Below are 22,045 nucleotides of genomic sequence, written 5' to 3'. Positions count from 1 at the left end.
ATAAAATTTTACAGAGATGGCAAAAAAAGGAAACAGAGTTCAGGTTATTTTAGAATGTACTGAACACAAAGCAACTGGTAAACCAGGAACTTCACGTTATATTACTACAAAGAACAAAAAGAACACTCCAGATAGAATGGAATTAAAGAAATTTAATTCTATCTTAAAGAAGATGACAGTTCATAAAGAAATTAAATAATTATAAGTTTTTTTAAACTTTAAATAACCCATATAACATGGCAAAGAAATCAGTAGCATCGTTACAAACAGGCGCAAAAAGGTTAACTAAAGCGATTAAAATGGTAAAATCTCCAAAAACAGGAGCTTACACATTTGTTGAAGCTATTATGGATCCTGCAAAAGTAAATGATTTTATCGCGAAAAATTAATACTTTTACTACAAAATAAACAAAAGCTACTTTCATTAGAGAGTAGCTTTTTTTTTGTGCTAAAAAACTGTATTTTTGAGCGTTACCCTTCGGGTCAGGCTTTTGGCAGTCGCTCTCTGCGAGGAGCTTCAACAATGCCGCAATCCTTAACGCGAAAGTAATCGTGTAATGACAATTTGACTATATAATAAGTTTGGTATAGTTTTTAACCTATATAAACGATTATAAAATTTAACTATGAGTTTTTTTAAGAAAATCTTCTCAAAAGAGAAAAAAGAAACATTAGACAAAGGATTAGAGAAAACAAAATCTAGTTTTTTCTCTAAACTATCTAAAGCTGTTGCCGGAAAAACAACAGTAGATGATGATGTTTTAGATAATTTAGAAGAAGTATTAGTCTCTTCTGATGTTGGTGTAGATACTACGTTAAAAATTATCGAAAGAATTGAAACTAGGGTTGCTAAAGATAAATACGTAGGAACAGAAGAGTTAAATCAGATTTTAAGAGAAGAAATTGCAGGTTTACTTTCTGAGACAAACACAAAAGACGATACCGAATTTACCGTTCCAGCAAACACAAAGCCATATGTAATAATGGTGGTGGGAGTAAACGGAGCAGGTAAAACAACTACGATTGGTAAATTAGCATCTCAGTTTAAAAAGCAAGGATTAAAAGTTGTTCTTGGAGCAGCAGATACGTTTAGAGCGGCTGCAATAGATCAATTACAGGTTTGGGCAGATAGAACAGATGTTCCTATAATTCGTCAAGAAATGGGTTCTGATCCTGCTTCTGTAGCGTTTGATACGGTAAAGTCGGGTGTAAATCAAGATGCAGATGTAATAATTATAGATACCGCAGGTCGTTTACACAATAAAGTTAATTTAATGAATGAGTTAACGAAGATTAAACGTGTAATGCAAAAGGTGATTCCAGATGCACCACATGACGTTTTATTGGTTTTAGACGGTTCTACAGGTCAAAATGCTTTTGAACAAGCAAAACAGTTTACCAAAGCAACAGAAGTTACTTCTTTGGCAGTTACCAAATTAGATGGAACAGCAAAAGGAGGTGTTGTAATTGGTATTTCAGATCAATTTAAAATACCCGTAAAATATATCGGAGTAGGAGAAGGAATAGACGATTTACAAGTGTTTAATAAATACGAGTTTGTAGATTCTTTTTTTAAATAGGTGTCATGATAATAGAACAAAAAAAACTCCTTGAAAGGAGTTTTTTTGTTTTAAGCTATAAGCTTATAATCTACAGTTAAAAGACTTTTATAGTTAAGCGTAGCATTACTCTTACGGATTCTAAATAAGATTTTTGTATATTAGTTACAGTAGTGTTTTCTAATAATTTTTGTTTCATTTCATTTGATGCTCCAAAGAAATTTGCACCTATATCAAACCCATAATAATCATTTCCAACTCCAAAACCAGTGGCGTATTGTGCATGTTTAATTATCTCATCATTTTGTAAAAAAATAGATTTTGTTCTACCAACTTGTCCAAAGAAATAGAAATCAGAATTTAGATTTGGTTTTAATTGAGTTTCAAAGAAATAACCTTTATGGTTTATATTTTCTCCAAAATAGTACTTGTCATAACCAGTAGAGTTTATTCCGCCTGAAATTACAATACCAGGTGTTAAATAATAATCTAGTTTAATTTCTCCACCGCCATTATTTTGTATAAAATCTATTTCACATCCTGCGCATATAGGTACAGCTTTACCGTCAACCAAAATTCTTTTACCATTTTCATCCTTTTTATCACCACTAACGAGTATATTCCATCCAAAAATAAAAACATTACCTATGGAGGGTAATACTTCTCCTTTTAAAGCAAATGATAGGTTCATTTTTCTCATTAGCAAATTAAGTGTTGTCTCTTCTTTGTTTTTTTTGAGGTAGGAATACTTTTTACTTTGAGCTTTTAAATTTAATGTGATAATACTAAAGACTGTTACGAGTAGTATTTTTTTCATAGTTTTTTTGTTTTACTTAAGAATTTTAATCAATGTTTGTGCCGTTTATTTTAGATTTTCTTATTTTTTAATGTTAATTAGTTGTGTTTTTATAGTTTTATATATTGTTTTACTAGGTATAAGCGTTATAATAGTTGACTAATAGAATGTTTTTATTTAAATTAAATGTATTGAATAATAGTTTTTAATTTTTTTAAAAAGAAAACCCTTTGTAAAATAAGGCCATGCTTCTTTTAATTTTAAAATAGAAAGATATATTTAAAACGTATCTTTGCACTCTAAATTTTTATAGTATAATGCGCACAAAATCACCAAAGCAAAATAAAATAAACGTAGTTACCTTAGGCTGTTCTAAAAATATTTATGATAGTGAAGTTTTAATGGGACAATTAAAAGCCAACGGTAAAAACGTAGTTCATGAAGACCCAGAAGATGATGGTAATATTGTTGTAATTAATACTTGTGGTTTTATAGGTAAGGCTAAAGAGGAAAGTATTGATACTATTTTGCATTATGCACAGCGTAAAGAAGCAGGAGAAATAGACAAAGTATTTGTTTCTGGTTGTTTAAGTGAGCGTTATAAGCCAGATTTAGAGAATGAAATTAAAAATGTAGATCAGTATTTTGGTACACATGAGTTACCAGAATTATTAAAAGTATTAGAAGCAGATTATAAACACGAGTTAATTGGTGAGCGTTTAACAACAACACCAAAACATTATGCTTATTTAAAAATTGCTGAAGGTTGTGATCGCCCATGTTCTTTCTGTGCAATTCCTTTAATGAGAGGAAAACATAAATCGACACCAATTGAAGAAATTGTTATTGAAGCTACAAAGTTAGCAAAGAAAGGAATTAAAGAATTGATGTTAATAGCACAAGATTTAACCTATTACGGATTAGATATTTATAAAAAACGTGCTTTAGCTGATTTATTAAAAGAATTGGTAAAGGTTGACGGAATAGAATGGATTCGTTTGCATTATGCGTTTCCTACAGGTTTTCCGATGGATGTATTAGATGTAATGAAAAACGAACCGAAGGTTTGTAATTATTTAGATATTCCGTTACAGCATATAAACACCGAGATTTTAAAATCGATGAAGCGTGGTACAACCCACGAAAAAACAACATCGTTGATTCATAAGTTTAGAGAAGCGGTGCCAAATATGGCAATCCGTACTACTTTAATTGTTGGATATCCGGGAGAAACTGAAGAGCAGTTTCAGGAATTAAAAGACTGGGTAGAAGAAATGCGTTTTGAAAGAATGGGAGCTTTTGAGTATTCTCATGAAGAAAATACTGGTGCTTTTGTTTTAGAAGATGATGTACCTGCGGATGTAAAGTTCCGTCGTGTAAACGAAATTATGGAAGTACAATCTCAAATTTCTTGGGAATTAAATCAAGCAAAAATCGGAAAAACTTTCCGTTGTTTATTTGATAGAAAAGACGGAGAATATTTTTACGGTCGTACAGAATTTGATTCGCCAGATGTAGATAACGATGTAATTGTAGATGCTACGAAACATTATATAAAACTAGGTGAATTTATAGATATTAAAATTGATGAAGCTGGTGATTTTGATTTGTACGGAACTCCGTTAGTGAAGCAAGAAAAGCCAACGAGCTTAAATCAAAAGAGAAAATAATTAAGAATTCAAAATCCTGCTTTTAGCGGGATTTTTTATGCTTTAAATTCTATAATTTAGCCTTATGAAAAAAGCATATTTTAATTGGAGTTCAGGAAAAGATTCGGCATTTGCATTGTATAAAGTATTGCAGCAAAAAGAATATCATATCGAAAAGTTGATAACGAATGTAAACGAAGATTATCAACGTGTTTCTATGCACGGACTTCATGAAAACTTATTAGAAGCACAAGCAGAAAGCATTGGTATTCCTTTAGAGAAAATATATTTCCCTGCGGATGTAACGATGGATTTGTATAATGAGAAAATGCTTGAAAAAACTGCAGAGTTAAAATTAATAGGATTAAATCATGCTGTTTTTGGAGATATATTCTTAGAAGATTTAAGAAAATACAGAGATACAAAATTACAAGAAGTTGGTATTACAGGCGTGTATCCGTTATGGAAACAAGACACGAAAGAATTATTGAGAGAATTTTTAGCACTCGGTTTTAAAACGATTACGGTTTGTGTAAATGCTAAAAAACTAGGAGAAGAATTTGTTGGTAGAATCATTGATGAAGATTTTATAAATGAATTACCAGATGATGTTGATGTTTGTGGTGAAAATGGTGAGTTTCATACTTTTTGTTTTGACGGACCAATTTTTAGTAAACCAATTGAATTTGAAATAGGTGAGAAATTGCTAAAATCATATACGTTAAATAAAGATGATTCTCAGAACTGTCATAAAGGCACGTCAGAAAAAGTTAAAAATTACGACACTAGTTTTTGGTATTGCGATTTAAAACTAAAAGAATAAGAGCCTGTTTAAACTTTTAATAAAGTGTTTTTTTAGATATAAACGTCATGCTGAATTTATTTCAGCATCGCATAAAATTAAGAAGGATGGCAAAATAGGATGTGAAACTGAAATAAATTCAGTTTGACGGATTCGGTTTTTAGGGTGAAATATTTTTTAACAAGTTTTAATTTTTTAAAATTGTATCATAGGTTTTTAGCCCCGATTGAAGCATTTGTTTGAGCTCTTTTTTTGGTTTTTTTTCAAAAAAAAAGCGAGTGCGTAAAGCGGGAAATAGCTTCAAATAAATTTATAGCTAGTGCTTATTTTGTTTTAAAAGAGTGCTGTTATAAACTTTAAAACTGATGTTGCTGGAGTGTTTTCGTAACACGTTTTGCAGTTGTTGTACATAAACAGGCAATCTATTAAATCGGTAAGCATGTGTAGTAAAAGACCGATACCAATTATGCGATATGGTTTTTTAAAGAACAATAAAATTACGTAGCCAATCATGGCGAAATAAGAGTGAAAAAGATGAAAGCCGAAGCTGCATCTGTTCGGCTGAAATATTGGCGTAGATAATAAATGATCTAAATCTACCAGCATGGTTGCTATTAAAATTAAGTAGACTTTTTTCCAATCACTTTTAAAAAATAAATAGGCAATTATAAGCGGAAACCCGAAGTGTAAGAAGTAGTGAATAAATGTTTGCATCTTAATAAAGTTAAGCAACTTCTCTTTCTAAGGCTAAAAAATGAGTGGTTCCTGATCTAGAAAACAACGGAAAAACATTCAACTCACATTTGTAAGTAGATTTGTCTTTTCTGTAATTAACAATAACTTCTTTAAATGGTTTATTGGCTAATATTTTTTTACGAATGCTACTTTTTGTAGCTTCAGATGTTTCTTTGCCTTGTAAAAAGTTAGCTGTTTTTTGCAAAGCATATTCTTTGTTGTAGCCTGTCATTTTTTTAAAGCCATCGCTAACCCAAATTATTTTCTTGCTGGTGTTTGTTATTACAAGAGATTCGTAAACATTGTCATTTAAAATTTCAGCAATTTCATTTTTCCAGTTAAAATTATTTGCAAGTGCTTTAAGGCTGTTTATATCTTCTTTGGTTTTGTTATCGAAAAATAAATCGTGTATTCCCCAACTTAATAAATTAATATTTTGTTTTGGAGATGGTTGTATTAGCGCCTTAGTTTCTGCATACTTTTCTTTGCTTAAAGAAGATAGGTACACATCTAAGCACATCATGTCTAACAAATTATTTTTCATAGAAGTTAAGTTAATTAATATTGTAAAAGTAAGGAATTAATGTTTTTAAAAATCTTTAAACTGAATAATGTACAACATATTTTGTCTTGGATTATAGCTACTTGTATAAAGACATACAATATGATTATATTTGAATATGAATTTAGATTTTAAAGAATTAAAAGAGTTTTTAGACGACAAAGTTATTGAGTTTAATACTCCTAATTTTATAGCTGAAGACCCTATTTCTATTCCGCATAAATTTTCATTAAAAGAAGATATTGAAATAGCTGGTTTTTTAGCAGCAACAATTGCCTGGGGTAATAGAAAGATGATTGTTAAAAACGGGAACCGTATAATTGATTTACTAGATAATTCGCCCTACGATTTTATAATGAATCACCAAGATTCTGATTTAGATAGGTTAGAGGGGTTTGTTCATAGAACTTTTAATCCTATCGATTTAAGGTTTTTTATAAAGGCTTTAAAAAATATTTATGAGAACCGTAACGGTTTAGAAGCTATTTTTACAAATCATGCTTCAGAAGATTCTTTGCAGCCAGCAATTCATGAGTTTAAAAAAATATTCTTTGAAATAGCGCATCCGGCAAGAACAACAAAACATGTTTCGGATCCTTATAAAGGTTCTGCTGCTAAAAAAATTAACATGTGGCTAAGATGGATGATTAGAAATGATGAAACAGGGGTAGATTTTGGACTTTGGAAAGGTGTTTCTCCTTCAGTTTTATCATGCCCTTTAGATGTTCATTCTGGCAATGTAGCACGAAAGTTAGGAATGTTAACTCGCAAACAAAATGATGCAAAGGCATTATTAGAATTAGATACCTCTTTACGAAAATTAGATAAAGATGATCCGGTGAAGTACGATTTTGCTTTATTCGGATTAGGTGTTTTTGAGAAATTTTAAAATAATTAGAATAACTTTAAAACGGCTATTTGCAGCGTAAACTAATTCAGAAATGTATAAGATCTCTAATAAACTAAATTTACAGCTATGATAAAAACAATTATTGTTGATGATGAATACAATGCTAGAGAGTTTTTAGAAAAGTTATTAAATAGATATTTACCAAATCAGTTTTTAATACTTGATAAATGCGAAAGCGTTGATACAGCTATTGTAGCTATTGAGAAGCACGAACCTGAATTAGTTTTTTTAGATATAGAAATGCCTAATAAAAACGGATTTCAATTATTAAAAGAAATTGAAAAAAGAAAGTTTGATGTTATTTTTACAACAGCGTATTCTGAGCATGCTATAAAAGCAATTAAAGAAAACGCTTTAGATTATTTATTAAAGCCTATAAACTATATAGATTTGTTAGAAACGGTTAAACGTTATAAGCTAACATTAAAAAATAACGTTCAGGATAGTAATTTAAAAGAGATATTAAATCAAATAGATATAGGTGATACTAATTTTAATAAAATAGCCTTACCAACAGATTCGGGTTATGAAATTGTAAATCCTAATAAAATATTATACTGCCAAGCAGATAGTAATTACAGTTCTGTAACGCTTGTAAACGGTAAAAAAATAACGTTGTCTAAAACATTAAAATATATTGATGAATTATTGCCGAAAACTAATTTTCATCGAATTCATAAATCGTACTTAGTAAACTTAAACCATGTTGTTCGTTTTAATAAAACGGTAGATTTATATTTAGAATTAAATAACGGAGAACAGCTACCAATAGCATCAAGAAAAAAAGAAAGCTTTTTAAATGCGATACTTCATAAAAAATAAACTACTAATTTTTGTTTGTTTGTTGTGCTATCAGTTAGCATTTACACAAACATATACTTCTAAAAACTATACTACTTTAGATGGTTTACCTAATAAAAGTATTTATGCTATAAAAAAAGATAGTAGAGGTTTTTTGTGGGTGGGTACTGGTGCTGGCATTTCCAAAATTAACAATGATGTAATCACAAATTTTTATGAGGAAGATGGTTTAGCATATAATAATTGTTGGGCTATTGAAGAAGATAGTAATAAAAACATGTGGTTTGGAAGTTATGGAGGAGGTTTAACTTTTTTTGATGGTAAAAATTTTTCAGTCTTAAACACATCAAGCGGATTAATTAATAACCATATTCGTAAGTTGTTTTCTTATAAAGAAGATGTTTTTGTAGGTACAAAAAACGGTGTATCTGTTATAGATATTAATTCTAAGAGTATTACAAATTTAGTGTATGAAAAAGATGATAGGTTTCAAGTAATGGGCTTCTTTGTATATGAAAACGAAGTTTATATTCAAACTTACCGAAGTGGTTTATGGAAATACGATAAAAATAATAAGAAACTAATCTTTTTACACCATAAATATAATAGTGTTTTTTCGATATTTAAGTTGGATAACGCGTTGTTCGTTAGTTTTGATGGGTTTGCTTACAAAAACAAATCTATTAAGAAATTTAATATTCAAGATTATATAAGCGGAATTAAACCAACTAGTGAGTTTGGAAATAGCGTTTTTTGGAGTTATACAGCTGATAATAAACAAAATATCTACGGAGTTGCAGATGGGATCAATTATCCTACTGGCGGACTTTATGAAGTATCTAATAAACCGGTATCAAAGCAAAACACTTTGTTAAATATTAAGAGCACCAAACAATGGTGTATTGATTATGATAAAAGCAATAATAATTTATATGTTGGTACTTTAGATAAAGGAGTGTTTAAAGTTAATTTGAATAAAGAAATAGCCTTTTTTAATGAGGTTAAAAATGTTATAGACATAGAAGTTAAAGATACTATAACTTATGTTTTATCAGAAAAAGGATTATACATAAAATCAAAAAATAGTACTAGTTATATTTTACCTAAAGATTTTTATTCAAAAAAAAACTATTTTTTTAATCATAATAAAACACTAATATCTGAAGAAGATGCAAGGGGTCAATTTCAAAACAATAGTCTTAAAAATATAGAATTCAGAAGTATTAAAAAAATTAATGATGATATATGGGTTAATACTACAATTGGATTATTTAAACTGTCTGAACAGAACTCAATAGAAAAATATTTACCTATTTACACAGATTCGTTTTACTTTACATCAAAAAATGCTGCTTTTTTTCAAAGACCTTACTCACATGTTTATGCATTAGAAAATCTTCATAAAAAGGTAGAAACAATCATTTTTGATCTTAAAAATAAAGAGAATCCTAGAGATGTTGTTTCGATTGAGAAAGTAAACAATCAGTTATATTTCTTATCAAAATCTTCAGGTCTTTATAAATATCAAAACGAAAAATTTATTTCATTTCTAAAAAATGATATTTGGGATGAAAAAGAACTCACTCAAGCTGTTGTTAATAATCAAGATCAATTAGTAATAGGTACCTCTAGAGGTGATGTTTTTATAACTGAAACCTTAGATTATTTTAAAGTAGTAAAAACTATTAAAAATAAAAATATTATAGGTAATAGTATCTTATTTTTAAAAATATATAATGATTATTTAATTATAGGAACCGAAAGAGGAATTAATCTTTATAAGGATGATAATATCACTTTTTTAGATAAAGAGCAGGGTTTAAATAATACATTATTTACATCGGCAGTTATAGCTAAAAATAAATTATTGGTTGGAAGCGAAATTGGATATTACGATATAGATTTAGATAAAGTTATAGCGAATCATAAAGCAAAAACATATAATTTTAGTATTACAGATATACAGGTAAATTATGAGAAAATAGCTTCGTATAATTATCATTGGTTTCAATACTTTAAAAAAACGATAGAACTACCATATAATAGAAATACAATATCTTTTACATATGTGGTTAAAAACCATCCGTATCCTAATAAATTAAAATATAGGTATAAAATAACTTCTATTGAAAATAGTAAATGGAGTAATTGGACTGTTGATAATACAATACATTTAAACTATTTAAAAAATGGTAATTATAATGTAATAGTAGAAGTTAAAGATTACAGTACTGGTCAAACCTATGCTGAAAATATATTAGAAATAACGATACTTCCTCCTTTTTGGAAAACATGGTGGTTTATGTGTATTTGTATAATTGTTGTACTATTTGTTCTTTATAGTATTTATAAGATTAGAGTTAGAAGAATTAAAAAAGAAGAAGTTTTAAAAGAAGCTATTTATAAAAGAGTATCAGGAACTAAAATAGAAGCTTTACAAAGTCAAATGAATCCTCATTTTATTTTCAATGCAATGAACTCTATCCAGAATTTTATTATTGATAACGATATCGATAATTCATTAAAATATATGGGAGAGTTCTCTAAATTAATACGAAAAACACTTTATAATTCATCACTTCAATATATTAGTTTAGCAGAAGAAATTAGTTATTTGCAAACGTACATTGAGTTAGAAAATTTACGTTTTCAAACTAAAATTCATACTTCAATAATTTCTAATAATTTAGATACAGAAGAAATTGCAGTTCCACCAATGTTATTGCAGCCAATAATAGAGAACGTATTTAAACATGCCTTTAATATTAAAGTTGAAAAACCATTATTAACAATAGAATTTACCCAAAATAATGATTCACTAATTTGTGAAATTACGGATAATGGTAGCGGCTTTGATGCTAATAGTACAAAAAGTAAATCAAAAGGAATTAAGTTGGTAAAAGAGCGTTTACATTTATTAAACCTACCAGAGGACTCGCTAGCAATAACATCAATAGCTTTAAAAGGTACGGTAGTAACGGTAACTTTAAAAATGCGTACGTTAAATAATTAGTAATAAAATAAGTGTTTTATTTCTTTTTCTTTGAAGTATAACATCTACTGTTGATTCAATAAAAATTTCTTATTTAATATTAAAAGTGAACTAAAACTGTGCTAGGGGGAATAGTTTTTTGCTTTATATGCTATCAGTAGAATTTTAATTCTAAAAATAAAAAAGAGCTTATGGAAATATCATTACACAGAAGAAAAAGAACATCTAATAGTTTAGTAACGGTTAAGTTTTTAATTATACCTGTAATACATGGAGGTGTTATCTACTGGCTTAAAAAAGTTTAAGTAGTAAAACATTTTAATGGGTTTTCTTATCAGATAACCAATGTACAATCAGTGTAGGTTTTTGCTAGTTATAGTTATGATAAACTAAATCGCTAAAACTACTTTATAAGAAAAATAGAACGATTACTGTAAAAACCTATGCGTTAAATAAGTAGCGAAAAAATATGTGTTTTATTTCTTTTTCTTTGAGGAAACTTTAAAATAAATAAAATGAAAAAAACATTACTTTTTACATTACTATTATTAACATTGGCTAGTTGTTCTTCTTTAAGAACAGGGGTGTCATCTATACCAATGTATGCTCCTAAAGCAGAGATAAACCCTATCAGAGCAAATGTTGATATTGACATGGATAAAAAACTAGTAGGAAAATCAACATCTTCTTACTTTTTATTATTTAGAGTAAATGGAGATAATAAGTTTGCAGATGGAATGTCATATTCATCAGAGTCTAAATTATCAGGAATTTTAAATGCCAGAGAAAATAAAACAAAATCTTCAGCAGCTTATAATGCTTTACATAATTCAGGAGCAGACATTATTGTTCATCCTAATTATGTTGTAGAGATAAAGAATTATATTTTGTTTAAGCAAATTAATGTAACTGTTTCCGGGTATGCAGGTTACTTTAAGAAATTTTATCAAAAAGAGTATTCTGATAATGATGAGGAAACAGTAAGAAAGTAATAAAACAACAACCTACTGTTAATAAAAAAGATACTTTTAAGAATATCATCAATGAAGTGTAAAAGATAAAAAAAAGGGGATTTATCTTAACTTTTAAATGTTATGAAAATTAAAAGGTTTTAGTAAAAAATTCTCAGTAGGTTGTTCTTAAAATAGCACATTTATATGTGCTATTTTTTACATTAAATCAGTAGTAAAAGTAATTAAAACAAAAAACACATTATAACTAGCGTGTAAAAGCATACTCCAGGTTAAACCGAAGCGAACTCTAATAAAACCTAAATAACCGCCTAGTATAATCTGCGGTGCTACTAAAATAGGCGCAAGTAAAAGTACATTTGTTGTTATTCCGAAATTAGATAAATGGATAAATCCAAAAATTAAAGCGAAGGCATAAAAAACTACTTTAAAATATTTCTTACTTTTAAATAATGTAATAGGAGCTCTAAATAATAATTCTTCTAATAAAGGGGCCGCTATTCCTGCATATAAAAAGACTTTTATTTTAGACATTCTTTTCATTAAATCTTCCATGGCATGCGTATTCATGTCAACTAAACCCAAATACTCTATTAAAGCAAATAAAGGTGTTAAAGCTGCACCTGTAAGTATGCTAATAATAAGTAAATGCAAGAATTTTTTGAATCGATAAGAATTCTCTTGATTTGTATCTTTTTCTAATACCGGGTTTTTTAAGTACCCAACTAATTCTTTAAATGTATCTTTCATAATAAACTTTATTTACTTGTTAGTAGTAAAAAAGATTAGTTTGTTACATTAACCTACAATGACTCCATCTTTCATAGTTAAAGTACGATCGGCCATTTTAGCCAATTCTTTGTTGTGGGTAACCAGTACAAAAGTTTGTCCGAATTTATCTCTTAACTCAAAAAATAAGTTGTGTAAGTTTTCTGCAGAAGTAGAATCTAAATTACCAGAAGGTTCATCAGCAAAAATAACTGAAGGTTCATTTATTAAGGCTCTAGCAACCGCTACACGCTGTTGCTCACCGCCAGAAAGTTCATTAGGTTTGTGGTTTTCTCTATGTGACAAGCCTAAGAAAGACAATAATTCTTTAGCCCTTTTTTCGGTAGTTATTTTAGATTTGCCACCAATAAAAGCAGGAATACAAACGTTTTCTAAAGCTGTAAATTCAGGTAGTAATTGATGAAATTGAAAAATAAAACCAATGTGTTTGTTTCTAAAAGACGAAACTTCTTTGTCACTTAAACCTTTTATAGCACTATTGTTAACCAATAACTCATAGTTTTTATTTACTTGAGGTTTATCTAAGGTTCCTAAAATTTGAAGTAATGTAGTTTTTCCTGCTCCCGAAGGACCAACAATAGCTACAATTTCTCCTTTTTTAATATGAAGATTAACACCTTTTAAAATTTCAACTTCTCCATAATGTTTATGGATGTTTTTAGCAATAATCATAGTTATATATTCAATGTAACGAATGTATAAAAAAGAAATCAGATAACGTTTAAAGGTTATCTGATTTCAAGTTATATATAAGAAGTTAAAAAATGTTTTTCAAGTTGTTGTAGTCGATAAAATACACAAAACGAACAGAAAATGTATGTCGGTTAGACTCTTTTAAAAGAGAATTTAAATTCTCAGAAAAGTTCTGATTTGCATTATCATTAAAGTTTGATATAGAATTTCTGTAAAAAGCAATTAATTGACTACCAGGAGCAAATTGCCACAAATAATTTACATCTAAATTCCAACTATTAAAATTTGTATCATTGTTATCATTGTAATCACTCGGTATTAATTCACCTTCGTTACCTAAAGTATAATATTGGTTTTCATAAGGTACTTTACTCCAATTATGTCTAAAAGACATCGAAAGAGATGATCTTGTACTAAAACTATATTTACCTGTTAAAGAATTATTATAAGTGGTCCAATCTCTTTGTCCGAATATTGTTTCATCTAAAAAAGGTGCAAGCGTAGCGTTTTCATCTATGTCGCTCTGACTAACTTCGGTAGTAAAACCCTGATCGTTATTAGTTTGATTATACCTAAAGGCATAAATTAAAGAAAATTTATTATTAAATCGGTATCTTGGTGATACTCTAAATCCATAACCTTCTTTAGGATTGTCTTTAAAAAAGTTGTAATACCAATCATAATCTATGGCAAACTTTTTTCTGTAATCAGTAGATCCCCAATGATTAATATTTACTCTTTGTGGTCTTTTAAAATAGATACCACTTGTGTTACCTTGCCTTGGTTCGTTAAAATCTTTACTTTCACTATTGTAGTTTATGTTTCCACCAAAACCAAAACGATTTTTGGTTTGTGCACGAAAAGATAAATTTTGATATCTACCAATATACGTACCTGATTCATGTAAGAAATTAATATTGTAGGATGTACTTATTCTGTAGCTATTAAATATTCCCTTAGGTTTTAACGTTTCATAAGAAGCAAAACCATAAAGAGTTTGTTCGTTATTGTTAAATAAAATACCTAAATCATTTGGATTAAAATCTTTATTTTCAAAATTATAACCAATTTCACCTCTCCAATTACCAGATTGTTTACCTACACTAGTATCAAAAGTATAACCGGTGTTAGGGTTGTCTTCATCGTCATAAATATTACTCATTTTAAAAGAACCATCAATATTGTAATTACTTCCTTTATCCTCAACATGCCATAGTAAACCAGAAACGTTTGCGTCTCTAAAGTTACCATTTCTAGTAACATTGGTATTAATTAATGTAACTGATGAATTTTGATTAAACTGTTGATCTAGCACTAAAATATTATAGTTAGAAAATGGATTTAGAACCTCTGTTCTGATCTCTTTTGTGTCGTTATTCTGAATTTTGGCTTCTGTTACGTCGGTAATTGCGTTAAAAAAACCAATACCCAATCCTTTTTTTGTTCTTCCAGAAATTTTTATAGCATTTAGCATTTGAACTTTTTCAGGAGAATCTATTAAGGTTTCGGTGTTTTCATCTACAGAAGCAGATGCAATGGGAGCGCCTCCAATTCGACGAGAGTAAAATAAACGACCTTTGGTAAACAGCTCAGTTCCTTCTGTAAAAAACTGTCTTTGTTCAGAAAACTGCTGTTCAAAAGGCCCTAAATTTAAACTAACATCATCAAAACCAACTTGCCCAAAATCAGGAATTAAAGTCGCATCTAGTGTAAAATTTTCGGTAAGACCATATTTAACATCCATACCAACACTCCAGTCAAAATCAGTTTTCCCTTCAAAAGAAGTTGTTGTTGCTGATGCATATGGATAAAAATTTAAACGAGTAGGAGGTGTAATGTTTTTAAAATTTTCAATTAAACCATCATACTGTGTCCAGCTTCCTTGTGTGTTATCAATAGGGTTCCAAGTAAAACGTGCATTTAAGTTTTTAACTTCTCTATGAAAATTTACACCCCAAGATTGTATTGGTCTGTTAGCAAAACGCAAAGCACGATAAGGTATTTTCATTTCTACAGCCCAATGATCGGCATTTACTTTAATGGCGCTTTTCCAAACGGCATTCCAATTATAATCTTCATTTCCAGATGAAACTTTCGAATCTACCTGAACGCCAGATGCTGTTACAATAAACATAGTAGGGTTTTGCCCGTCATCATTTGGGTTTATCATCAACATAAAAAAATCAGAATTCCCAATATTGTCTCTACTGTTAAATTCAGCAGGTATTAAGGAAGTATCGGGTGTATACATTTTAGCACTCACATAAATAGCCTGATCATCGTACACTAATTTAACTTCTGTTTTATGAGTGTTTGGTGCTTTTTCGCCATTTGTAGGGCGCAGCATTATAAAATCTTTTGCAACAGGCACGTTGGTCCATAAAGCTTCATTTATAATTCCGTCAATCTTTGGGGGAGAAGACACGCGCGTAGCGTTCATTTTTTTTCTATTCTGATTAATTTCTTGAGCTTTAACTCCTTTAGAAAAAAACAAAATAACAAATAGTAAGGTGGTACTTTTATACATAGTTAGTTTGTAGCGTAAAATAATTTGCGAAAATATTTATGAATTACGCCTGTAAATCATAAAATCATGTTAATTACTTTAAAGACATGTTAAAAAAAGAACTGTTACAGTTAAAATGTTAAAGAAATGTGAAAATAAAAGTTGTAATAATTATTGTAAATAGTAATGTATTATAAATTGAATTTGTATTTTTGTTCGACTTTAAAAATTCATATCTAATGAACTTACACGAATATCAAGGTAAAGAAATATTAAACAGTTTTGGGGTTCGTATTCAACGCGGAGTTGTTGCAAATACACCAGAAGAAGCTGTTGAAGCGGCAAAGAAATTAACAGAAGAAACAGGTACAGGTTGGCACGTAATTAAGGCACAAGTACACGCAGGTGGTCGTGGAAAAGGTGGTGGAGTTAAGTTGGCTAAAAACTTAGATGAGGTAAAAAGTATTTCTAATGATATTTTAGGAATGATGTTAATTACTCCTCAAACTTCAGCTGAAGGTAAATTAGTAAACCAAGTTTTAATCTGTGAAGATGTATATTACCCTGGTGCAAGTGAACCAGATGAATATTATATGTCAGTTTTATTAAACCGTGCAACTGGTAGAAACATGGTTATGTATTCTACAGAAGGTGGTATGGATATTGAAACTGTTGCTGAAGAAACACCACACTTAATTTTTACAGAAGAAATTGATCCTGCTTTAGGATTAATGCCTTTTCAAGCACGTAAAATTGCTTTTAACTTAGGTTTAAGTGGTGCTGCATTAAAAGAAATGACAAAGTTTGTTACTGCTTTATATACTGCGTATGTAAAATCAGATTCTGCAATGTTCGAAATTAACCCAGTGTTAAAAACATCAGATGATAAAATAATGGCTGTTGATGCTAAAGTTACTTTAGATGAAAACGCTTTATATCGTCATAAAGATTATGCTGCAATGCGTGATATTCGTGAAGAAAATCCTATTGAAGTAGAAGCGAAGGCTGCAGGTTTAAACTATGTAGATTTAGATGGTAATGTTGGATGTATGGTAAACGGAGCTGGTTTAGCAATGGGAACTATGGATTTAATTAAACAAGCAGGTGGTGAACCAGCTAACTTTTTAGATGTTGGTGGTACTGCAGATGCGGAACGTGTTGAAAAAGCTTTCGGAATTATCTTAAAAGATACGAACGTAAAAGCAATTTTAGTAAACATTTTTGGAGGAATCGTTCGTTGTGATCGTGTTGCTCAGGGAGTTGTAGATGCTTACAAAAGTATGGGAGACAGAATTAATGTACCTATTATTTGTCGTTTACAAGGAACAAATGCTAAAGAAGCAAAAGAATTAATTGACAATAGCGGAATGGAAATTATTTCTGCTACTGAGTTTCAAGAAGCAGCAGATAAAGTTGCAGAAGTTTTAGGAGCTTAATAATTAGTTTTTAGTTAAATATATAGGAAAACCCTCACTTTTAAAGTGAGGGTTTTTTGTTTTATCTTGTTGCACTATAAATACTACATAATGAGAAAATTATTAATCTTTATTTTACTTCCTTTTCAATTACTAGCACAAGAAAAATCAAATTCCGTCTTGTTTTGGAATACTTTACAAACTCATTGTGGAAAAGCATTTGAAGGAAAAATAATAGCAGGAGCAAAAGAAGGCGATGGATTTACAGGAGAGAAATTAGTAATGCATGTTCGTTCTTGTGAAAACAATACAATTAGAATTCCGTTTTTTGTTGGAGATGATAAATCTCGTACCTGGGTTTTTACGATGAGTACCGATAAGTTAATACAGTTAAAACACGATCATCGACACAAAGATGGCTCGGAAGATAAAATTACGCAATATGGAGGTTCAAACCCCAATACTGGATTACCAAACATTCAGTTTTTTCCTGCGGATAAACATACAGCCAATTTAATTCCGTATGCTTCTAATAATGTTTGGTGGGTTACTATAGATGAAACTAGTTTTACGTATAATTTACGTAGAATAGGAACCGACAGATTGTTTTCTGTAAAGTTCGATTTAACAAAAGAAATAGAGACTCCAAGTGCTCCTTGGGGAAGTGAAGATTAATTTTTGACTATTACGTCAATAATTGCTAAAACGATACTATATAAATATTTTAGCTACTGATTGATTTTTTAAGAGATATGGTTATTATTTTTAGGTTTCGTTATAGCGGATGTTGGGCATTCTTTTTTTAGGCTAATGTTATAGGTACAAAAAAATCATTCCCTTCTCCATAGGCAATTATTTGTTTATGTTGTAGTCTTCCAATTATAATTGCAGGGTGAGTTTTAAACTTTTTCGAATAATTAACTATGTCATCTTTTGTGATTTTTTTATTACTCAGAATTTCTTTTTCCTGACTCTCTGTTAATAGCCAATTCGAAGCAAATGAATCAGCTTGTTTTTCAAATTCTTCATTCTCACCATCAATATCTATATTTTCAATTGAGATGTATTTTTTTCCATGTAATAAAATATGTCCTATTTCATGGAAAAATGTAAACCAAAAAATATCATTTCTTCTAAATCGCCCACTTAACTGAATTAATGGAGTGTCATTTATCCATCTTGTAGAACCATGAATTGCGGCTTTTGGTAAACAAGGGGTATGTACAAGTTTAATTCCAACTGACATACACAAACTTTGTAGCTCTAAGAAATAGTTATCAGGTTGATTAGCCATTAGTTTTTTTACTTCAGGAAGTATTTCTTTAAGTTTAATCTTGCTGTATTCTTTACTAACTATTTTAGAGGCTTGTATTTCACCTTGTCTTAACCAAGAAGCTATTACAGATGCATTTTCTTGATTTTTTAACGAAATTCTAAAAGCAACCTTCGTGCGTTGATTATAATAATAGTCTTCAAAACCTTTTTGAGAAGCTACATTAAAAAAGTTAAATAAGTTGATAACTTTCTCTTTAGCAACTCTTGTTTTAGGTACCCATCCCAAATTAGCCATTTTTGGATATGGAAAAGTAGATGACCATTCTATGGCATTCTCTATATTAGCTTGATAACTAACTCTAGCCTTGTATTCATCATAATTTTTTTGTGCTTCAAGCCAAAAATGAACAGGTATATTTAAGACTTGTTCGAATAATACAGCCATGTCAGGAGTAATTGAACTCTCTCCTTTTAAAACTGCTGAAATTGTTTTTTCAGGTTTTCCCGTTTTAACAGCAAATTCTTTAGCTCTAATACCGTTTTCTTCTAACGACTCTATTAATATTTCTTTAGGATGTGTTACGCTTTCTGGATAATATTTGTTGATTGTTTCCATAATAAATAAACGTTTAAATGTTTTTGTTTAGTGGTAATCATCAATTTCAATAATTTCCACCCCTTTAATTTCTACCCAAATATACTTTCCGTCATTATCGATTGGTATAGGGGGTTCTTGTGGTTCAAAAATTAATCTATAAGGATGGTCTAGGTCACAAGCCCATTGCCCTTTTCGATCACTTGTTAATTCATGAAACCTACCTGGTTGAAATCTTACATCTTCTAAAGTTTTTGAAGCTTTTAATTGATCGAGCCTCTGTTTATATTTTTTGAATCTTTTTTCACCTAATTTTTTTGACCCTGTTCGATCATTATTGGCATATTTTTCTAATTTATTATCGCTAAATTTTAAATCCATTGCAAAGATATAAAATTATTAACATTATGTGTTAATTAAAATGTTAATAATATTTTTTCATAAATGATATCCATTATTTCAATGATGGATATCATTTTCTAGCTAATTTACTTGTTTTAACTTTAATAATCAACGCAAATATTTCTACAAATTCTTTCTCAAAATAGCAATTTCATCACGCAATTGGGCGGCAACCATAAAGTCCAATCCTTTGGCGGCTTCTTCCATTTGTTTGCGTTTGGCGCGAATACGTTTTTCTATTTCTTCTTTAGGTAAATATTGTAAATCTTGCTCTGCAGCTTTCTGTATTGCGTTATCGTATTGATAAGTAGCTGTGGTATCTTTAGAAAGCGTATTGTCTAGTTTTTTATTTATTTGTGTTGGTTTAATTCCGTTTTTAGTATTGTAATTAATCTGTTTTTCACGCCTACGATCGGTTTCATCCATGGTGCGTTGCATACTATTGGTAACTTTATCGGCATATAAAATTGCGAGCCCGTTTACATTTCTTGCTGCTCTACCAACAGTTTGGGTAATAGATCGGTGGCTACGTAAAAAACCTTCTTTATCAGCATCTAAAATAGCAACTAATGATACTTCAGGTAAATCTAAACCTTCACGAAGTAAGTTTACACCAATTAAAACATCAAATATTCCCTTACGTAAATCTTGCATTATTTGTACGCGCTCTAACGTATCAACATCCGAATGTATATAACGACAACGAACTTGAATTCTGGTTAAATATTTAGCCAATTCTTCAGCCATTCGTTTGGTTAAAGTGGTAACTAAAGTACGTTCGTCTTTTTCTACACGAATTTGAATTTCTTCAATTAAATCATCAATCTGATTCAAACTTGGACGCACTTCTATTACAGGATCTAATAATCCGGTAGGGCGAATTACTTGCTCTACAAAAACACCTTCGGTTTTTTGCAATTCATAATCGGCAGGCGTTGCAGAAACATAAATTACTTGATTTTGAAGCATTTCAAATTCATCGAACTTTAACGGACGGTTATCCATCGCAGCAGGTAAACGGAATCCGTATTCTACCAAGTTTTCCTTTCTACTTCTGTCACCGCCATACATGGCATGTGTTTGCGGAATGGTAACATGGCTTTCATCAATAACCATTAAATAATCTTCCGGAAAATAATCTAATAAACAGAACGGGCGCGTACCAGGATCTCTACCATCTAAATAACGAGAATAGTTTTCGATACCCGAGCAGTAACCTAATTCACGAATCATTTCTAAATCGAATTCGGTACGTTCTAATAATCGTTTAGCTTCTAGATGTTTACCGATTTCTTTAAAATAATCGACTTGTTTTACCATGTCTTCCTGTATTTTATGAATCGCATTTTGCAATACATCAGGCGAGGTAACAAATAAGTTTGCAGGGTAAATAGTTAGTTCGGTTAATTTTTCAATTACTTGATTGTTCTCAATATTAAAAGTTTCAATTTCTTCAATTTCATCACCAAAAAAATGCACACGATAACCGCTATCTCCGTACGACGGATAAATAGTAACAACATCACCTTTTACTTTAAAAGTTCCGCTTTTTATCTCTATTTCAGTTCTAGAATACAAACTGGTAACCAATTGATGTAAGAATTTTGTGCGCGAAATTTGCTGATCTACTTCAATCGGAATTACATTTTTCTTAAACTCATTCGGATTTCCGATACCATACAAACAAGAAACAGATGCAATTACAATAATATCTCTACGACCCGAAAGTAGGGAAGAGGAAGTGCTAATTCGCAAACGTTCTATTTCATCATTTATAGATAAATCTTTTTCGATAAAAGTACCTGTAACAGGAATATATGCTTCTGGTTGATAGTAATCATAATAAGATACAAAATACTCTACAGCATTGTTCGGAAAAAATTGCTTAAACTCAGAATATAATTGAGCTGCCAATGTTTTGTTGTGTGCCAACACCAAGGTAGGTCGGTTTACTTCGGCAACAACATTGGCAACAGTAAAGGTTTTACCAGAGCCCGTAACACCCAATAATGTTTGGTGTTTCTCGTTGGAATCTAGTCCGTTTACTAATTGTTTTATTGCTGTAGGCTGATCTCCTGTAGGTTTAAAATCTGAGTGTAATTCAAAGTCCATACAACAAAAATACGGATAGTTTTATTGATATACTATTGATGATTTAGAAGTAATTTACATGGTAACTATTATTTTCTTAACAACGAAAAATGACTTTTTTTTCTGCGTATTTTTCCGTTTTTATCAAGTAGCATAGCATCGTACCAATAATCTGTAGAAGGTAGTTTTTTACCGTTATAAATTCCTCCCCAACCTCGGTGATCTTTACTAGGTATTACTGCAACTCTTTTACCGTAACGATCGTAAATATTTACGGTAATCGACTGAAAAAAATCATTATCAATACCTAATATTTTCCACGTATCATAAACTCCGTCTTCGTTAGGCGTACAATGTTTCTGAAAGAATATAATAGGTATTTCATCAGAATAAGTTGTTCCGCAACCATTTTTATCTCTTACCTGTATGGTATAGATTCCACCTTCTAAATTCGAAAATGTATGACTAAAATTATTTATTCCGTCAATGAAATTATTAGAAT

The 22,045-nt window shown here is 30.0% G+C and carries 21 protein-coding genes; 11 read left to right on the top strand and 10 right to left on the bottom strand.

What is annotated here, in order from left to right; all coding sequences use genetic code 11:
• Positions 1-16: 16 nt before the first annotated feature.
• From rpmG to ftsY, 3 genes are all read left to right on the top strand, one after another.
• Entirely contained in the window at positions 17-199 is a 183-nt protein-coding gene (gene rpmG / locus H0I30_RS04235) for a 50S ribosomal protein L33 (protein WP_028887391.1), read from the top strand.
• A gap of 37 nt (positions 200-236) precedes the next feature.
• Positions 237-389 carry a DUF4295 domain-containing protein gene (locus H0I30_RS04230; protein WP_218773070.1) on the top strand — a complete coding sequence of 51 codons (153 nt, stop codon included), beginning with the start codon at positions 237-239 and terminating at the stop codon, positions 387-389.
• A 237-nt stretch (positions 390-626) separates the two neighbouring features.
• Positions 627-1,580, top strand: a complete 954-nt coding sequence (gene ftsY / locus H0I30_RS04225) for a signal recognition particle-docking protein FtsY (protein ID WP_218773069.1) — start codon at positions 627-629, stop codon at positions 1,578-1,580.
• 76 nt (positions 1,581-1,656) lie between these two features.
• Here ftsY and H0I30_RS04220 read toward each other — a convergent pair whose 3' ends face one another.
• A complete protein-coding gene (locus tag H0I30_RS04220) occupies positions 1,657-2,376 on the bottom strand; it encodes a hypothetical protein (protein WP_218773068.1) in 720 nt (239 codons plus the stop codon).
• A gap of 296 nt (positions 2,377-2,672) precedes the next feature.
• On the opposite strand from H0I30_RS04220, the gene rimO reads away from it, so the two are divergent.
• Both rimO and H0I30_RS04210 read left to right on the top strand, forming a co-directional pair.
• Positions 2,673-4,025: a 30S ribosomal protein S12 methylthiotransferase RimO gene (rimO, locus tag H0I30_RS04215; protein WP_218773067.1), complete on the top strand. Its 1,353-nt coding sequence runs from the start codon at positions 2,673-2,675 to the stop codon at positions 4,023-4,025.
• A 64-nt stretch (positions 4,026-4,089) separates the two neighbouring features.
• A complete protein-coding gene (locus H0I30_RS04210) occupies positions 4,090-4,827 on the top strand; it encodes a diphthine--ammonia ligase (protein ID WP_218773066.1) in 738 nt (245 codons plus the stop codon).
• Between the two features lie 312 nt (positions 4,828-5,139).
• On the opposite strand, the gene H0I30_RS04205 is transcribed toward H0I30_RS04210, so the two are convergent.
• Complete coding sequence (locus H0I30_RS04205; protein ID WP_218773065.1) at positions 5,140-5,520, bottom strand: DUF6122 family protein; 381 nt, start codon at positions 5,518-5,520, stop codon at positions 5,140-5,142.
• Between the two features lie 10 nt (positions 5,521-5,530).
• A complete protein-coding gene (locus H0I30_RS04200; RefSeq protein WP_218773064.1) occupies positions 5,531-6,085 on the bottom strand; it encodes a PAS domain-containing protein in 555 nt (184 codons plus the stop codon).
• Positions 6,086-6,221: 136 nt separating this feature from the next.
• Between H0I30_RS04200 and H0I30_RS04195 the strand changes: the two genes are divergently transcribed.
• The 4 genes from H0I30_RS04195 (at position 6,222) to H0I30_RS04180 (ending at position 11,798) form a co-directional block, all read left to right on the top strand.
• Positions 6,222-6,992, top strand: coding sequence for a TIGR02757 family protein (locus H0I30_RS04195; protein WP_218773063.1), 771 nt, complete (start codon positions 6,222-6,224; stop codon positions 6,990-6,992).
• Between the two features lie 87 nt (positions 6,993-7,079).
• Positions 7,080-7,835 carry a LytTR family DNA-binding domain-containing protein gene (locus tag H0I30_RS04190; protein WP_218773062.1) on the top strand — a complete coding sequence of 252 codons (756 nt, stop codon included), beginning with the start codon at positions 7,080-7,082 and terminating at the stop codon, positions 7,833-7,835.
• Entirely contained in the window at positions 7,813-10,827 is a 3,015-nt protein-coding gene (locus H0I30_RS04185) for a histidine kinase (RefSeq protein ID WP_218773061.1), read from the top strand. Before H0I30_RS04190 ends, H0I30_RS04185 begins: the two co-directional genes overlap by 23 nt.
• A 494-nt stretch (positions 10,828-11,321) precedes the next feature.
• Complete coding sequence (locus H0I30_RS04180; protein ID WP_218773060.1) at positions 11,322-11,798, top strand: hypothetical protein; 477 nt, start codon at positions 11,322-11,324, stop codon at positions 11,796-11,798.
• 177 nt (positions 11,799-11,975) lie between these two features.
• On the opposite strand, the gene H0I30_RS04175 is transcribed toward H0I30_RS04180, so the two are convergent.
• The 3 genes from H0I30_RS04175 to H0I30_RS04165 form a co-directional block, all read right to left on the bottom strand.
• On the bottom strand, positions 11,976-12,527 hold the full coding sequence (locus tag H0I30_RS04175; protein ID WP_218773059.1) for a CPBP family intramembrane glutamic endopeptidase: 552 nt from the start codon (positions 12,525-12,527) through the stop codon (positions 11,976-11,978).
• A 48-nt stretch (positions 12,528-12,575) separates the two neighbouring features.
• Complete coding sequence (locus H0I30_RS04170) at positions 12,576-13,238, bottom strand: ABC transporter ATP-binding protein (protein WP_218773058.1); 663 nt, start codon at positions 13,236-13,238, stop codon at positions 12,576-12,578.
• Between the two features lie 85 nt (positions 13,239-13,323).
• Positions 13,324-15,786 (bottom strand): DUF5916 domain-containing protein, encoded by a 2,463-nt coding sequence (locus H0I30_RS04165; RefSeq protein WP_218773057.1) that lies wholly within the window; start codon positions 15,784-15,786, stop codon positions 13,324-13,326.
• Positions 15,787-16,004: 218 nt separating this feature from the next.
• On the opposite strand from H0I30_RS04165, the gene sucC reads away from it, so the two are divergent.
• Both sucC and H0I30_RS04155 read left to right on the top strand, forming a co-directional pair.
• Positions 16,005-17,201 carry an ADP-forming succinate--CoA ligase subunit beta gene (gene sucC, locus H0I30_RS04160; protein ID WP_218773056.1) on the top strand — a complete coding sequence of 399 codons (1,197 nt, stop codon included), beginning with the start codon at positions 16,005-16,007 and terminating at the stop codon, positions 17,199-17,201.
• 90 nt (positions 17,202-17,291) lie between these two features.
• Positions 17,292-17,855, top strand: a complete 564-nt coding sequence (locus tag H0I30_RS04155; protein ID WP_218773055.1) for a hypothetical protein — start codon at positions 17,292-17,294, stop codon at positions 17,853-17,855.
• A 127-nt stretch (positions 17,856-17,982) separates the two neighbouring features.
• Here H0I30_RS04155 and H0I30_RS04150 read toward each other — a convergent pair whose 3' ends face one another.
• The 4 genes from H0I30_RS04150 to H0I30_RS13070 form a co-directional block, all read right to left on the bottom strand.
• Positions 17,983-19,071 carry an ImmA/IrrE family metallo-endopeptidase gene (locus tag H0I30_RS04150; RefSeq protein WP_218773054.1) on the bottom strand — a complete coding sequence of 363 codons (1,089 nt, stop codon included), beginning with the start codon at positions 19,069-19,071 and terminating at the stop codon, positions 17,983-17,985.
• A 27-nt stretch (positions 19,072-19,098) separates the two neighbouring features.
• Positions 19,099-19,431, bottom strand: coding sequence for a type II toxin-antitoxin system RelE/ParE family toxin (locus H0I30_RS04145; RefSeq protein ID WP_218773053.1), 333 nt, complete (start codon positions 19,429-19,431; stop codon positions 19,099-19,101).
• Between the two features lie 144 nt (positions 19,432-19,575).
• On the bottom strand, positions 19,576-21,564 hold the full coding sequence (uvrB, locus tag H0I30_RS04140; RefSeq protein ID WP_218773052.1) for an excinuclease ABC subunit UvrB: 1,989 nt from the start codon (positions 21,562-21,564) through the stop codon (positions 19,576-19,578).
• 68 nt (positions 21,565-21,632) lie between these two features.
• Positions 21,633-21,914, bottom strand: coding sequence for a T9SS type B sorting domain-containing protein (locus H0I30_RS13070; protein ID WP_370624110.1), 282 nt, complete (start codon positions 21,912-21,914; stop codon positions 21,633-21,635).
• Positions 21,915-22,045 lie beyond the last annotated feature (131 nt).

Source organism: Tenacibaculum sp. AHE14PA (genome assembly GCF_019278465.1).
Taxonomy (GTDB): Bacteria; Bacteroidota; Bacteroidia; order Flavobacteriales; family Flavobacteriaceae; genus Polaribacter; species Polaribacter bernardetii.
The sequence above is the reverse complement of the archived record's forward strand: the minus strand, read 5'-3'. Positions and strand labels throughout refer to the sequence as shown.

Excerpts from the sequence above, each read along its gene's own strand:
- rpmG (WP_028887391.1), top strand. The coding sequence starts at position 17 with ATGGCAAAAAAAGGAAACAGAGTTCAGGTTATTTTAGAATGTACTGAA.
- H0I30_RS04230 (WP_218773070.1), top strand. The coding sequence starts at position 237 with ATGGCAAAGAAATCAGTAGCATCGTTACAAACAGGCGCAAAAAGGTTA.
- ftsY (WP_218773069.1), top strand. The coding sequence starts at position 627 with ATGAGTTTTTTTAAGAAAATCTTCTCAAAAGAGAAAAAAGAAACATTA.
- H0I30_RS04220 (WP_218773068.1), bottom strand. The coding sequence starts at position 2,376 with ATGAAAAAAATACTACTCGTAACAGTCTTTAGTATTATCACATTAAAT.
- rimO (WP_218773067.1), top strand. The coding sequence starts at position 2,673 with ATGCGCACAAAATCACCAAAGCAAAATAAAATAAACGTAGTTACCTTA.
- H0I30_RS04210 (WP_218773066.1), top strand. The coding sequence starts at position 4,090 with ATGAAAAAAGCATATTTTAATTGGAGTTCAGGAAAAGATTCGGCATTT.
- H0I30_RS04205 (WP_218773065.1), bottom strand. The coding sequence starts at position 5,520 with ATGCAAACATTTATTCACTACTTCTTACACTTCGGGTTTCCGCTTATA.
- H0I30_RS04200 (WP_218773064.1), bottom strand. The coding sequence starts at position 6,085 with ATGAAAAATAATTTGTTAGACATGATGTGCTTAGATGTGTACCTATCT.
- H0I30_RS04195 (WP_218773063.1), top strand. The coding sequence starts at position 6,222 with ATGAATTTAGATTTTAAAGAATTAAAAGAGTTTTTAGACGACAAAGTT.
- H0I30_RS04190 (WP_218773062.1), top strand. The coding sequence starts at position 7,080 with ATGATAAAAACAATTATTGTTGATGATGAATACAATGCTAGAGAGTTT.
- H0I30_RS04185 (WP_218773061.1), top strand. The coding sequence starts at position 7,813 with ATGCGATACTTCATAAAAAATAAACTACTAATTTTTGTTTGTTTGTTG.
- H0I30_RS04180 (WP_218773060.1), top strand. The coding sequence starts at position 11,322 with ATGAAAAAAACATTACTTTTTACATTACTATTATTAACATTGGCTAGT.
- H0I30_RS04175 (WP_218773059.1), bottom strand. The coding sequence starts at position 12,527 with ATGAAAGATACATTTAAAGAATTAGTTGGGTACTTAAAAAACCCGGTA.
- H0I30_RS04170 (WP_218773058.1), bottom strand. The coding sequence starts at position 13,238 with ATGATTATTGCTAAAAACATCCATAAACATTATGGAGAAGTTGAAATT.
- H0I30_RS04165 (WP_218773057.1), bottom strand. The coding sequence starts at position 15,786 with ATGTATAAAAGTACCACCTTACTATTTGTTATTTTGTTTTTTTCTAAA.
- sucC (WP_218773056.1), top strand. The coding sequence starts at position 16,005 with ATGAACTTACACGAATATCAAGGTAAAGAAATATTAAACAGTTTTGGG.
- H0I30_RS04155 (WP_218773055.1), top strand. The coding sequence starts at position 17,292 with ATGAGAAAATTATTAATCTTTATTTTACTTCCTTTTCAATTACTAGCA.
- H0I30_RS04150 (WP_218773054.1), bottom strand. The coding sequence starts at position 19,071 with ATGGAAACAATCAACAAATATTATCCAGAAAGCGTAACACATCCTAAA.
- H0I30_RS04145 (WP_218773053.1), bottom strand. The coding sequence starts at position 19,431 with ATGGATTTAAAATTTAGCGATAATAAATTAGAAAAATATGCCAATAAT.
- uvrB (WP_218773052.1), bottom strand. The coding sequence starts at position 21,564 with ATGGACTTTGAATTACACTCAGATTTTAAACCTACAGGAGATCAGCCT.